Genomic DNA, 13,567 nt, shown 5'->3' with positions numbered 1-13,567 from the left:
AGCGCCACGCCTGATTGAATACTACACTACTTGGCCGAAAAGTGCTCCGATGCCGAAGGTGAGGGCGAGGCCGAGGGTACCGCCCGCGGCGGTGCGGAGGGTGGGGCGCAGCGGCGGGACTTGACCGATCCACGCGGCGATCCAGCCGGTGAGCGCAAGTGCGGCGACGGTGACCACGAAGCAGATTGGGGCAATGGCACCGAGCGGGGCGAGCAGGCTGGCGGCGAAGGGCACTGCACCGCCAGCGAGGAAAGAGAAGAAGGACGAGAAGGCCGCTCCGAAGGGAGAGACAATGTCATGTTCTGTGGCGGGTCCGCCCGCCCCGGCGCTCCGGCATGCTACATCCGCACAGCGCACTACACCCGCCCGGCGCCGCAGCGCGTCCAGTTCCGCATCGCGCTGGGAGGAAACGGAAATGTATTCACCGAGCGCCATGGATACTGCACCGCCGATGAGTGCGGCGAGCCCGGCCAGCAGAATCGCGGTACTTGAGGCCCGCGCGCCACCCATGGCTATCACTACCGCAGCCACGGAAACAATGCCATCGTTCGCGCCGAGCACCCCGGCCCGCAGCCGGTTCATCGCTTCGATACCCAACACGCCGGGGATACCCGCCGTGGTATCGGACATTTCTAAGAGACCCGTGTCCCCATGCTTGAATTCACATGCTTCAATTGCACACTTCTCCACAACTAAAACCTCCATTGGTGGTACTTCTAAGCCCATTCTTATGCGGAAATCACGGAAAAGATAGGAAGGTCAGGCTACACTCACTTGGATATAATGTGTTTTATTTTGGCGGCAGGGCCCGCGGTGTGGTGGTGTCACAGCCAGTGGCCCTGGGAATACTTCACCGTTCGCTTTCCGTTCTTTCTTTATGAACACCACTGCGGATAAAGATCTGATCGGCCTGCTGGGGGCGGGTAAGCTTGGCACCGTTATCGGGCGCTTGGCTGCGGAGGCGGGTTTTCCGCTGGCGGTGAGTGTGCGTCCGGGTAATCCGCTCTACGATCTCACTTTGCCTACCTTGCTACCGACCGCTCGCCTGGTTCCTTTCGAGGAGCTGACCCGCACGGCGGATATTTTGATTTTGGCGCTCCCGCAGCCTGCGCTCGCTTCGATTGATTTGAGCGGGGTTCGTGGCGTTGTTGTTGATGCCACGAATGCCTGGGAGGCGACCGACGGGGCCGCGGCCAATGGCATTTCGAATACCAGCGCTGCACCTGCCCGGCACACCACCGCCGCGCTGCAAGCACGCTATCCGGAGCTGGCTATCGTCAAGAGTCTTAATCATGCCGGGTATACGGAGTTGGCCGCGGAGGCTCGCCCGCACGGAGCTCCGGCGCGCCGTACGGTGGCTGTGGCCGGGGATGACGGTGCCGCACGTTCCCGAGTGGCTGCTTTTATTGATGCGATTGGTTTTGATCCGGTGGAGCTGGCTGCCGAGCATGCGCCGCTGCTGGAGCCGGGTGGGGTGGCTTTCGGGCAACGCTTGGAGCTATCCGATTGGCCGGTGGATATTTTGGCGGACCGGAGCTAAGCGCTGCTAGGGGCGTATCCCTACGTTGATGAGAGGCGGGGTGCCGGAGGTGGCGCCGTCGTACACAAGGTAGTAGGTATAGTCCGCTAGACCGTTCTCAACTGCCGGGTTGTCCACGGAAAAGACGCAGAGAATATCGGTGGGGCGCGGTTTGATATCGCCTTCGCCGGGCACCTTTGCATCAAAGCGATCAGTTTCTCTCACGTACCCGCCGGTATCTTTCACATGCCCGCCGCTGACTGCAGTGCTCAGGGGTTCGCGAGCGTTGCATCCGCGGAAAACGGGGTGTGCGGCGGCGGAGGAGGTGCGCTCTTCTTCATCCGCGAGGCGTGGATCGCTGGCGAGTTCGGGGAGCAGATTTTCCCATTCCGATCCCGCCGCGGCAAGGGTTTGACGGTCCGCCTGCGCGCGTTCTTCGGTGGGTGCGGTGACGGAATGCCCGTCCTCAAACTGGAAAGACACCTCGCCCGTTTGCACGAACTGACTGCCGTTCCACACGAAATTCACGGTGGTGGTATGCGGCGGATACGCGCGTTCCATGGCTCGCGTCACGCCACCGACGGGCGTATAGGACGTGTACGTAATCCGCGCCTGGCCGGCCTCAAATTCCATGGAATGCACGCTGAAGGACCACAGGCCGTCATAATCTTGGGCGATGTGGGTGCCGCGGACGCTGTTTTTCGCACCCCACTGATGGTTGCCAATGGCGGAAACGAGCCTGAGGTTCGCATCGTAAATCCCGATGGCACCGATGGCCGGGTCCCCCACCCCGCAGGACATCGCAACCGCGCGATATTCCACGCCTCCAAGCACCAGCGGTTCGGTGAGGTAAATGGTGCCCGGCTGCATCCCTGTTTGACGGTCTGGAAGGATTTTCCCGTGCGCCACGGTTACGGGCGCGGGCGGGTTACGTTTGGTGTAACACACATCCGGAAGAATATAGGTTCCGTTGCGCATTTCTTTATCCGTGGGGCCGGGCACCGGTGCGGGGCTAGATTCCGCCGCGGTAATGGGCGACGACGACGCACCTGCCGCTCCGCCCGCCTCAGTCGATGCCGTTGCGCTAGCTGAGGGGCCGGCCGCTGGAATTGAGGAGGTTCTCCCATTGAACCACCACCAGAGCCCGCCTGCCACGCCAAGTGTAAGCACCAACAGTGCCGCTATCAGGGACGTGCGGGTGGCGCGGCCGCGCGGTTCTTGCTGAGTTTGGGCTCCATTGTCGCTCATGCCATCAGTTTACCCGGTGGCTAAGACACGTTTTTTAGGCGAAATGGTTGCCTAAAAATCACGCACGTCGTGGCAGGCTCCGAATTAATTGGTTCCGGACCGTATGGTCTCGTTTCGCGGCGAGGTCTTTTTCGTGTAAGTGTTTAGTGGTGATGTGGAAGGCGCCGCCCATAAAGAAACTCGCCTAGGATGGCTAATATTACCGTTCCAATTCCGAGGAGGAGACGTGATTCGACGTCCCAGTATCCGCGAGGTCTCACAATTAGCCGGGGTGTCATTAGGAACTGCTTCCAACGTTCTCAATCATCCGGAACGGGTTTCCGACCACACGCGTAAAAAGGTCGAAGCAGCTATCGAAAAACTCGGTTTCATTCCCTCTGAAGCTGGACGCCGCTTACGTAAAGTTGATTCCAAATTAGTTGGCGTTCTCGTTTTCGATGTCGCTAACCCCTTTTTCGCCGCTGCCGCAAGTGCAATCGAAGCCCGTTTAGCGGAAGAATCATGTTTTCCCGTTATCGGTTCAACAGGGGGAGATCCCGACCGTGAGGCCGGTTTACTTCGCCTTCTACTCGGCCAAGAAGTACGTGGAATTATTCTGACACCGTCCTCAGGTGCCAAGAAAAGCCTCGAACTTCTCGAAATTCGGAGAATACCCCTCGTTCTACTTGATCATCCCGCGCTCAAGGACGGGATGAATGCTGTTTCCGTTGACGATACCAAAGGTGCTCAAATAGCTATCGAGCACCTTCGAAGTCTCGGCCATCACCGCATTGGCTTTATCAACGGTTCAGCTAAAGTACGGCAAGCGCAGGCGCGAAGAATAGGGGTGCGCCAGACGGTCATGAAATCCGATGACCTACTGACCTTGGTGGAAATCAGCGCCGAGCGTTTTGATGCCGCAAGCGGTGAACGCGCCATGACGAAGCTCCTTTCCTCCCACCCGGAAGTTACCGCTGTTTTTTGCGCCAACGACTCCCTTGCCATCGGTGCAATGCGTGCCGCCAGGCGGCATCATCTTTCTATCCCACGCGATATGTCCATTATTGGCTTTGATGATATTGACGTTGCCCGTGAACTCATCACTCCGCTGACAACCGTTCGTCAGCCCATGGAGCAACTGGGAGAAACCGCAGCTCGCCTTCTTCTGGAGCAACCCGCCGAAGCTCAAGACATTGCTTTTATTCCTGAGCTGGTAATTCGAGAATCGACGGCGCCCCCACGCCAGCATGCCAATTAATATACGAAAGTGGCGTTATTGCGCCCTTATTGCGCCCTTTCTTTGGGTAGCGCAGCCGCGCGAATAAGCAACCAAGCTGCGTTTGCTCAGAAGCAAACAACGTTGCCACTTGACGTTGAAACGTATCAAACGTAGTATTTCATTACGGATTGAAACCTTTCATCCTTCAACGAAGGAGTTGACTTATGGTTAGCACCCCGACTGTTGACCAGATTTTGAATGACACGACGCAGAAGTCTGATTCAAGATGTGGCTTTGTTTTACGAGTCCGCGAAGACAAGTTGGATGAATACCTCCAAGCGCACTGCCATGTGTGGGAAGAAATGCGCGATGCCTTGTCACGTTCCGGGTGGCGGAACTACTCACTCTTCGTCGATCCGGAAACCGCCGTCGTTTTTGGCTACTTCGAAGCCGATGACGTGTGGCAAGCGATGAACTGCATGGAGAACGAGGAGATTAACACCAAGTGGCAAGCCGAAATGGCTCAGTACTTCGTACAGCCTGACGGTGGCACAAACTACTTCTTGTCCCAGTATTTCTATCTTCAGTGACATCTGATTTCAACGGAGAGAACATGTCAAAAAAGCCATTAACCGGATGGAAGGCAACGATCGCCGTTTCCATGTCCAATTACATCGACTCAGGGTCCATTATTGCGATTGCAACCTCACTTGGTTTTTGGGGTGCCGCATACTTCCCTGATGACAACGGCAGAATAGCAGGATTGCTCGCTGCTTTCAGTTCCAATGCTTTCGGTGCCGCCATCGGTGCTCTTATTGGCGGACCGCTCTGTGACAAATACGGGCGAAAAGTTATCTACACCTACGACCTCCTCGTCTACGCGCTGGGTGGGCTTATTGTGGTCTTTGCCGGTAACCTCCCGATGCTCTTCATAGGCTTCGTCATAATCGGACTCGCGGTAGGTGCATCAGTTCCAGCAGGATGGACATATATTGCGGAATTTGCACCAACAGAGAGTAGAGGCAGACATATTGGGGCAACCCAATTGGCCTGGTCATTCGGACCGTTCATCGGTTTTGGTCTCGCGAGCGCCGTGACTCCCCTGGGACTACTCGGATCTCGACTGGTCTTCGCTCACCTCGTCGTTATCGCTCTGATTACCTGGTATATTCGCCGAAATTTGGAAGAATCGGAGGCCTGGCAGCAAGCCAAGGGTGGTTCCGAAACCAAACCGCCGTCGATGTTCCAGTCCTTCAAGGCACTGTTCTCCTGGAAGTGCAATATCCGCGCATTGGTCTTCCTCGCGGTTATCTACACCTGCTGGAACCAGGCCGCCTCACAAAACGGTATTTTCCTCCCGACCATCCTCAATAGCGTTGGCTACGACCAGCTGGCATCGAACCTCTTCTCCATGCTTTCGTGGGGCGTGGTCATTATCGGCACGGTCTTTTTCATGTACTTCGTGGACACGATGCCCTACCGCACCCACTTCTTCATCGGCGCTGTTCTTGCCATCGTTGCCTGGCTCATCCTCATCTTCGGCCCTTCCGATTCCGCATTCACCGCTTTCGGTTACGCGATCATCTGGGGAATTTCAGCTGGTCCTTCCGCCCAGGCTTTCTACTCGGTGTGGGCACCGGAACTCTTCGCCACTCCGTACCGCGCCGGTGCGCAGGGAATCATCTTCTTCCTGGTACGAGTCGCATCCGGCTTAATTTCCCTTATCTTCCCGGTCATCCTCCAGTGGGAGAACGGACTCATGATCGACGGACTGATCCTTATCGGATTCCTCTCGATTTCTCTCATTGTTGGCACCCTTGGCGCACCGAAGACCCAGGGCAAGTCGCTTGAGGATATCGAGATCGAGCGGTACGGGCGAGTTGTTTCAGCTGCGTCGTCGAAATAAAACCGCAAAGAAATATTGAGAAAGGAACAGACAATGGTGAAACTCAGTGATCTCAGCGCGAAGAACCGCGAGATCCTCGAACGTCAAGATGTTGAACTCCCCTCGTGGGCTTTCGGAAATTCCGGCACGCGTTTCCGTGTTTTCACAACGCCCGGCGTCCCGCGCGATCCCTTCGAGAAGGTCTCCGATGCGGCACAGGTAAATGCCTACACTCACGCCGCCTCGAAAGTTTCCCTCCACATCCCGTGGGATCTCACCGATGATTACGATGCACTCCGCAAGCACGCGGAGGACCTGGGTGTAACAATCGGGACGATTAACTCGAATGTTTTCCAGGACGAAGATTACAAGTTCGGCTCCTTGTGCAACGTGAACCCGAAGATCCGCCAGAAGGCAATCGATCATCACAAGCAATGCGTCGATATCATGCGCAAAACCGGATCGAAGGATCTGAAGATTTGGCTGGCTGATGGCACTAACTACCCCGGTCAAGATTCGATTCGGGAGCGTCAAGATCGGCTGGCGGAATCGCTTGCGGAAATTTACGCCGAACTCGATGACGATATGCGGTTGGTTCTGGAATACAAGTTCTTCGAACCGGCTTTCTACCACACCGATGTTCCGGACTGGGGCACGTCCCTTGTTCAGTGCCAGGCGCTGGGCGAACGCGCCATGGTGGTTCTTGATACCGGCCACCATGCTCCCGGAACCAATATCGAATTCATCGTGGCTCAGCTCCTCCGAGTAGGACGCCTTGGTGCATTTGACTTCAATTCTCGGTTCTATGCCGACGACGACCTTATCGTCGGGGCTGCCGATCCGTTCCAGCTCTTCCGCATTCTCAATGAGATCGTCGCGGCCGGTGCCCTGGATGAAGGATCGCCCGTGAACTTCATGCTTGATCAGTGCCATAACCTGGAAGAAAAGATCCCGGCTGAAATCCGCTCCGTGACCAACGTGCAGGAAATGACCGCGAAGGCTCTGATCGTTGATCGCGATGCTCTCAAGGAAAAGCAGGTGGCCGGAGATGTTCTCGGGGCGAATGACATTCTTATGGATGCCTTCTACACGGACGTCCGCGGCCTCCTGGGCGAATTGCGCGAGTCCCAAGGTATCGATCCGGATCCGATGCGGGCCTTTATGGAATCCGGCTATCTGGAGAAGATTCGGAAGGAGCGGGTTGGCGGAACTCAGGCAAGCTGGGGCGCCTAATTCTCCCGCTTCCCTGCCAAGCCTCACTAACCATTCAGCGCTGAATTAGTGAAACTATTGAGCGCCAAACCAGCTTCGGGCCGAGCTCTTACGGGCCCGGCCCGAAGCTCCAATGAGGAATTTGAGTAATGAAAACTTTTGTTGCTATCGATTTAGGTGCTTCCTCCGGCAGAGTAATGACCGGCTCAATTGCCGACGGAAAACTGAAATCGACAAGCGAAATCACTAGATTCCCAAACAGACCTATCTGTGTTCCAGGCACCGAAAAGAATAATCTTTTCTGGCCCATGATTCAGGTGTGGGAGCATATTCGTACCTCTCTAAAGACCTTGCGAGGAACACCTATCGAATCAATTGGCGTAGATACTTGGGCGGTTGATTACGGTCTCCTCGGTGCGGAAGGCGGACTCATCAGTCCCCCCTTTAGCTATCGCGATAGCAGAACTCAGGGTGTTCCTGAAACAGTGTATTACCGCTACTCGGCAACGGATATTTACACCCATAACGGCCTGCAAAACATCGATATCAACACAATTTTCCAATTGCTCGCAGCGGCTCGCAGCGCAGACTATCGGCCGGCCGTGGAACAAGCTGAATCACTCCTGCTCCTGCCGGACCTCGTCAATTATTGGCTGACCGGAAAGAAATATGCGGAGATAACAAACGCGTCGTCAACGGGCTTTGTCAATCCCCGCACTAGATCCTGGTCGCCCAAGATGACTGGCATATATGAGGAGATATCCGGCATTGATATCTCCGCGAAACTACCCGAACTCATCGAACCCGGAACTCGAATCGGTGCTATTCGGCCTGAGATTTGCGATCTACGTACTCAGAACGGAGAAAGCACTCCGGTGGTGGCGGTGGGTAGTCATGACACCGCGTCAGCGGTAGCAGCCGTGCCCGCTAGTGAACACAAGAACTTCGCTTTCATTTCGTGTGGGACGTGGTCACTGGCCGGACTTGAGTTAGATTCCCCGATCCTCAGTGAAGAATCGCGGCAAGCTAACTTCACTAATGAGCTCGGTGTTGATGGGACTATCCGCTATTTGAAGAACATTATGGGTATGTGGATCTTCAACGGTTGCGTAGCCCAATGGAAAGAAACCGATCCCAGCCTCTCAATTGCTCGGGTCATTTCCCTTGCGGCATCAGCACCGTCCCTCCGCACGGTTATCGATGTCAATAACCCGATCTTCGCAACGCCGGGAGATATGATCGCGCGAATTGATTGCCTGGCTGAAGCGACCGGGCAACCGCGCCCCCGGGATATTGGGGAATATGCCCGTTGCATCACCGATTCCCTAGCTCTTGCACATGCCCACACCATCGAGCAGGCTGCCCGCCTTGCGCAGATGGATATAGATGTCATCCATATCGTCGGAGGAGGATCTCAGAATAAATTACTGTGTCAGCTAACTGCCGATGCGTGCGGACTTCCCGTCGTCGCAGGCCCCACGGAAGCAACGGCGCTTGGAAATCTTTTACTCCAGGCACGAACGGCTGGTTCGATATCGGATTCACTTACCTCGCTGCGTGAGGTTGTGCGTGCATCGACCGAACTCACCAGCTATACACCCCAGAACAATCACAGCGTTTGGCAAGAAGCCCGACGTCGAATTTTCTAACAAGGATGGAGAGACCATGACTTCTCAATTAACTGTTGACGCCCTCCTGGAACAAATGGGAGTGACCGGACGTCGCCTCGACCACCTGCACGCCGCGGAAGCCGGCGCCGGAAATATCTCTATTTCCGTTGATTGGGATACCGATCTCGAATCAGTTTTCCCGGAGAAGCAGGCCGGCGTCAAGCTCCCCTGGAAGGTGCCTGATCTGGCGGGACGAACGGTGTTTGTAACAGGATCAGGATGCCGTTTACGTGAGGTAGCGGATGCACCCGAAAAGAACGTGTCGGCTTTCATTGTGGATGAAGGTGGCGAAACCGGTACCTGGTACACGCATCCAAACAAGGCGTATCAGCGCCCCACGAGCGAATTCAATTCGCATCTTGCGGTGCATAACGACCAGGTGGCTCAACGCGGCGTGAGTTTCCAGGCCATTGTGCACGCGCAGCCTCCGTACCTCGTTGCCCTCTCCCATATTCCTGAGACTCTCAACAACAAGGATTTCAATCGCATGATCTTCCGGTGGGAGCCGGAAACCATCGTTCAAGTCCCCGAAGGAATCGCTGTCCTCGAATTCATGGTTCCCGGTAGCGATGAACTCATGGAAAACAATGTGATCGGGCTTCGCGATCATCGCATCGCACTCTGGGCCAAGCACGGAATTATGGTTCGCTCGGATTCCTCCGCACTTTCCGCGGTCGATACCATCGAGTACCTCGAAACCGGCGCCATGTACGAACACATGAACGCCGCGAGCGGTGGAAAGGGAACCGGCCTCAGTGATGACGAAATCCGCCGAGTCGTATCCGCATTTAATGTAAAGACCGATATGTACTAAGAATCACAAGATCTAAGAGCATTAGCTCTCATCTTCCTCCGAGGCGCTGAGCCGCGGCGAGGCGGGGATATCCCGATTACCCCGCTCGCCCTGGCTCAGCGTCCAGCTGAGGAGAAGCACCGTGATACCGGCGAAGGGCACCACGCACAGACCGGTGCGCAGCCCAAAGGTATCGGCCACCATACCCACAATCGGCGGGGAAACCAGGAAACCGATGCGCATGAGCCAGGAAATGACCGTCAGGCCCGTGCCCGGTTTGAGTCCGGGAAGTTCGTCGGCTTGTTGAATTGCCGCGGGAACTAGCGTGGCCGAACCGAAACCGGCCACCGCGAAACCGGCAATCGTGCCCGGCACACTCGGGAACAGCAGCGCCAGCCCCATCCCCACGGTAATGAGAAGTGCCCCGCCCTGGGCTACGGTGCGCCGCCCGAAGCGATCCACCAGCCCGTCGCCCAGCAATCGCCCCACAAATTGCGAACCAACCAAACCAACATATCCCGCCGCGGCTAAGCCTCCCGCGGCACCGAGCTGCCCCACGTACAGAGTCGCCCAACTGGATCCAGCATCCTCAATAAGACCACCCATCGTGGCAATGAGCACAAGCGCACCCAGCATCGCCACGGTGCGGAACGCCAGTGGTCCCGAAGTTTCGGCCGGCACGGGAGCCCCGGAAGGCGCGGCTTCTTGCGTACCCTCAGATAGGTTCGACGACGCCGACCCATCCCCCGGTTCGCTTCGCCCGCCACCGGCATGCCCCGCCGTATCACCGCCCGGGCCGGGGTCTGCGGCGTCGTTCCCCGGCAAGCAGAAGCGCCGGGCCACCAGCGCGACAACAGCCCACAGTATCCCGGACAGCACCATATGCGCGGGCACCGGCAACCCAATCCAGATCGCGGCGGCGGACATGAGCCCACCACTCATCGCGCCTACGGACCAGGTCGCGTGGAAAGTATTAATAATCGAGCGCCCGTAATGGCGCTGCACTCGCAAGCCGTGCGCATTTTGCCCCACGTCGGTAGCCGCATCGCAGGCGCCCCCGAGGAACATTCCGGCCGCGAAGAAGATTCCGGTGGGCCCCACACCCGCCACAATAAGACCGAGCGCGGTGAAAAGGGTACCGGCCACCGCCACCGGCGCGGACCCGAATTTACGAATGAGTGGCGCGGCGAAAATCCCCGCGATAATGCCACCGGCCGGGAAAGCCGCGAGCGCAAGGCCGTACACGGCGTTATCGAGCTCGTGGATCCGCTTGAGTTCGGGGAAACGCGGCACAATATTAGCGAAAATTGCACCGTTGGTGAAGAAGAGCGCGCTCACCGCCAGGCGGGCATGGCGCAATTGGGTGGCGCTATAGTGGCGCGAGCTCGGCGGGCGGCGGCGGCGCGAAACATAGGGCTGCTCAGTCACAACTATCCTTTGCGTGCGGATCTTTTGCGTGCGGTGTCAACTCCTCCACCCTACCGAGAAAAGCGGGGCCGCGGGTTCAATGCCGCATGCATGCTGCACGGCAGAAAACCCGCGACCCCGCTATCACCAGCCAGCCTAGATCTTCTCACCTCCGGTCGTTTCCTGGGCCGGCAACACCAGAGAAATTGCGAAAGCGATGACCGCGCAGACCAAACCAACAATCGCGGCCTGCGAGTACCCGGCGGTAATATCGCCGGCTACCGCGTTACGGGCCACGAAGGAGGCCATCACCCCGGTACCCACGCCCGCACCCAGGTTAAAGGCCGCGGAGGTCAGGCCCGGAAGCACCCCCGGCCGGGTAGGCGAGGCATAAAGCACACCCATGGCATTAAGCGTGGTATTGGACATCGCGGTATAGGTGGCGCCCATGAGGAAGGCCAGGGTGAAGAGCACCCAGCGGTTCTCGAACCCGAAAACCACCACACCTGTGATGAGCACGATGCTGCCCAGCAGGCCGGCGCGCAGAATCGCGCGGTAGCCCAGCCGCGGGGCGTACTTGCCTACGAAGGGCGCCAGCAGCCAGCCCAGCAGCGAGAAGGGCGTGAGGTAGAGCAGCGCCGATTCCGTACCGCCCATACCCAGACCGTTCTCCACATCCTGGGATACCGCCGGGATAAGGTACATCAGTACCGAGAAAGCGGAAGCCAGGGTGAAGAACGCCGTCCCGGTCACGCCCCAGGTTTGGCGTTTGACCAGCTCGGGCAGCGGGACCAACGGGTCCGCAACCCCGCGCTCCACCAGCACGAATGCTACGGCCAGCACCACCGCCGCGATGATTGCGGCAATGGTCCAGGTATTCCCCCAGCCCAGCGAACCGAAGCCGAAGGTGAGTGCCATATTTGCCGACCATAGCGAGCCGGTGAGGGTCATTGCCCCGCCCCAGTCCATACGGCTGGCCGCCGGAACACGGGTTTCCGGCACCCAGGCAACCACGCAAATGAGGGCCAGCACTTCCAGAGCCAAAATGGTCCAGAAAATTCCCTTGTAGCCGGCATGATCCACGATTACTCCGCCCAGCAGGGTGTCGATCCCGGCCACCCCGGAATTAATCGCGGCCACCAAACCAATATAAAAACCGTATTTCTTCGGGTGGAGAATGGCGCGCAGGGTGAGGTTACCCAGCGCAAAAGTCGCCCCGCAGAAACCTTGCAGGAAGCGCCCCACCATGAGCATGGCCACGCTGCTAGTGACCAGCACCAGCACCGTTCCCACCACCATAAAGCTCACGGAAATGAGCAGCGTTACGCGCCGCCCGATTTTATCGGCCAGCGGCGGGAAGAAAATCGCGAGCGCCGCGGCTACCGCGAGGAACACCGTGGAGCTCCAGCCGATCACCCCGGCATTAGTATTGAGGGCGCTGGCCATATCGCCGATAGCCGGTGCCAGCATTGTGGCATTGAGCTGGAAACTCGCGATCACCAGCATGAGGGCGGTGAGCACCAGCTTCGGGTTAATCGCGCGGTTCCCGGCGGCGCGCACCGTGGTCCCCTCAATAAATTCGGAGGGGAGCTCCCTCGAGAGTTCAGCCATGGAATTCTCCTTCACACATTATGGACCGATATCCGGCAGAACTTAGGCCAGGCCCACGAAGGGCTGGTTCGGGGTAGTTTGCTGTGCGAGCAAGGCATCCAGACGCGCAAAGAACGCCTTCTTATCAGCTTCCTCCACCACGTACGCGTTGGCGGGCAGCGGGAATTTCTCCCAGGCCATGGCCGAATATCCGCGGGTAAGCTCCGAACTGGTTTCAATATCCACCCGGTAGCGGTTTTCGCTGAGGATAAGTTCCGGATGTAGGAGCGTGGCAAGCGTCATGGAATCGGGATGCGTGGAGCCATCCACCCCTACCGATTCGTTGAAGTCCAGGGTGGTATCGCATACCTTCTTGAAGAACTTCGCGAGGGTCGTATCCTTATCGGCCAGCGCATTGTATTCCGCACGGGTGATGGTGGCATCACGCAGGGTGATGGGATCCCAGGTCACCACGTGAATATCCTCAAAGCCGGCCGTAAAAACAATCTGGGCGGCTTCCGGATCCACATAGAAATTAAATTCAGCCGCGGAAATCGTATTTCCACGGCCGTTATTAGATCCACCCATAATGTAGAGGCTCTTGACGTTCTTTACAAAAGTGCGGTCCTTGACTACCGCGGTCGCGATATTCGTCAGCGGCCCGATCGCCACCACGCTCACCTCACCCGGTTGGGCAGCGGTAATACGAAGAAGAGCGTCAACAGCGTGCTCATCCTCGACGTGCGTCGTCGTAAAATCAATACTCAACCCGCCGGTGCCATCACCGTGCACGTCCTCCGCGGACACCCACTCGCGTAGCATCGGCTGCGAGCAACCCACGTGAATGGGAACTTCGCCGAGCTTACCAGCAGCATTAAGCGTCATCTGCGCATTTTTGATCTGCCGCTCAAAACCAACATTTCCGGCCACCATGGTAATGGCCCGCAAATCAGCCCGCTCATCGAGAAGGCCGAAAAGAATCGCCACGCAATCATCCTGCGCGGTATCAGTATCGAGGATAAAAGGTACCTTCGTCATGAGTGCT

The 13,567-nt window shown here is 57.5% G+C and carries 12 protein-coding genes; 7 read left to right on the top strand and 5 right to left on the bottom strand.

The window, feature by feature from the left end; all coding sequences use genetic code 11:
* Positions 1-21 precede the first annotated feature (21 nt).
* Complete coding sequence (locus AC5RK6_RS02420) at positions 22-690, bottom strand: VIT1/CCC1 transporter family protein (RefSeq protein ID WP_435730771.1); 669 nt, start codon at positions 688-690, stop codon at positions 22-24.
* A 187-nt stretch (positions 691-877) separates the two neighbouring features.
* Between AC5RK6_RS02420 and AC5RK6_RS02415 the strand changes: the two genes are divergently transcribed.
* Complete coding sequence (locus tag AC5RK6_RS02415; protein ID WP_320757922.1) at positions 878-1,540, top strand: NADPH-dependent F420 reductase; 663 nt, start codon at positions 878-880, stop codon at positions 1,538-1,540.
* Positions 1,541-1,546: 6 nt separating this feature from the next.
* Here the strand turns inward: AC5RK6_RS02415 and AC5RK6_RS02410 are convergent, their stop codons facing one another.
* The gene (locus AC5RK6_RS02410) at positions 1,547-2,767 is read right to left on the bottom strand and encodes a hypothetical protein (protein WP_320757921.1); all 1,221 of its coding nucleotides are present in this window, start codon (positions 2,765-2,767) and stop codon (positions 1,547-1,549) included.
* A 226-nt stretch (positions 2,768-2,993) separates the two neighbouring features.
* Between AC5RK6_RS02410 and AC5RK6_RS02405 the strand changes: the two genes are divergently transcribed.
* The 6 genes from AC5RK6_RS02405 to AC5RK6_RS02380 all read left to right on the top strand — a co-directional run bounded on the left by AC5RK6_RS02405 (position 2,994) and on the right by AC5RK6_RS02380 (position 9,546).
* Complete coding sequence (locus AC5RK6_RS02405; RefSeq protein WP_320757920.1) at positions 2,994-4,004, top strand: LacI family DNA-binding transcriptional regulator; 1,011 nt, start codon at positions 2,994-2,996, stop codon at positions 4,002-4,004.
* Between the two features lie 185 nt (positions 4,005-4,189).
* Positions 4,190-4,555 (top strand): L-rhamnose mutarotase, encoded by a 366-nt coding sequence (locus tag AC5RK6_RS02400; protein WP_016442073.1) that lies wholly within the window; start codon positions 4,190-4,192, stop codon positions 4,553-4,555.
* Between the two features lie 23 nt (positions 4,556-4,578).
* Entirely contained in the window at positions 4,579-5,871 is a 1,293-nt protein-coding gene (locus AC5RK6_RS02395) for an MFS transporter (RefSeq protein ID WP_026428932.1), read from the top strand.
* A gap of 33 nt (positions 5,872-5,904) precedes the next feature.
* Positions 5,905-7,083: an L-rhamnose isomerase gene (gene rhaI, locus AC5RK6_RS02390; RefSeq protein ID WP_320757919.1), complete on the top strand. Its 1,179-nt coding sequence runs from the start codon at positions 5,905-5,907 to the stop codon at positions 7,081-7,083.
* Between the two features lie 128 nt (positions 7,084-7,211).
* Complete coding sequence (locus AC5RK6_RS02385) at positions 7,212-8,711, top strand: rhamnulokinase (RefSeq protein WP_320757918.1); 1,500 nt, start codon at positions 7,212-7,214, stop codon at positions 8,709-8,711.
* A 16-nt stretch (positions 8,712-8,727) separates the two neighbouring features.
* Positions 8,728-9,546 carry a class II aldolase/adducin family protein gene (locus AC5RK6_RS02380; protein WP_320757917.1) on the top strand — a complete coding sequence of 273 codons (819 nt, stop codon included), beginning with the start codon at positions 8,728-8,730 and terminating at the stop codon, positions 9,544-9,546.
* A 21-nt stretch (positions 9,547-9,567) separates the two neighbouring features.
* On the opposite strand, the gene AC5RK6_RS02375 is transcribed toward AC5RK6_RS02380, so the two are convergent.
* The 3 genes from AC5RK6_RS02375 to AC5RK6_RS02365 all read right to left on the bottom strand — a co-directional run bounded on the left by AC5RK6_RS02375 (position 9,568) and on the right by AC5RK6_RS02365 (position 13,560).
* Positions 9,568-10,953: an MFS transporter gene (locus AC5RK6_RS02375; protein WP_320757916.1), complete on the bottom strand. Its 1,386-nt coding sequence runs from the start codon at positions 10,951-10,953 to the stop codon at positions 9,568-9,570.
* Between the two features lie 135 nt (positions 10,954-11,088).
* Positions 11,089-12,543 carry an MFS transporter gene (locus AC5RK6_RS02370; RefSeq protein WP_320757915.1) on the bottom strand — a complete coding sequence of 485 codons (1,455 nt, stop codon included), beginning with the start codon at positions 12,541-12,543 and terminating at the stop codon, positions 11,089-11,091.
* 42 nt (positions 12,544-12,585) lie between these two features.
* Complete coding sequence (locus AC5RK6_RS02365) at positions 12,586-13,560, bottom strand: nucleoside hydrolase (protein WP_320757914.1); 975 nt, start codon at positions 13,558-13,560, stop codon at positions 12,586-12,588.
* Positions 13,561-13,567: the final 7 nt, after the last annotated feature.

The sequence above is a fragment of the Actinotignum sp. usb-actsch-213 genome (assembly GCF_059085665.1).
Note: the sequence above shows the minus strand (reverse complement) of the source record. Positions and strands in the feature narration are given on the sequence as shown.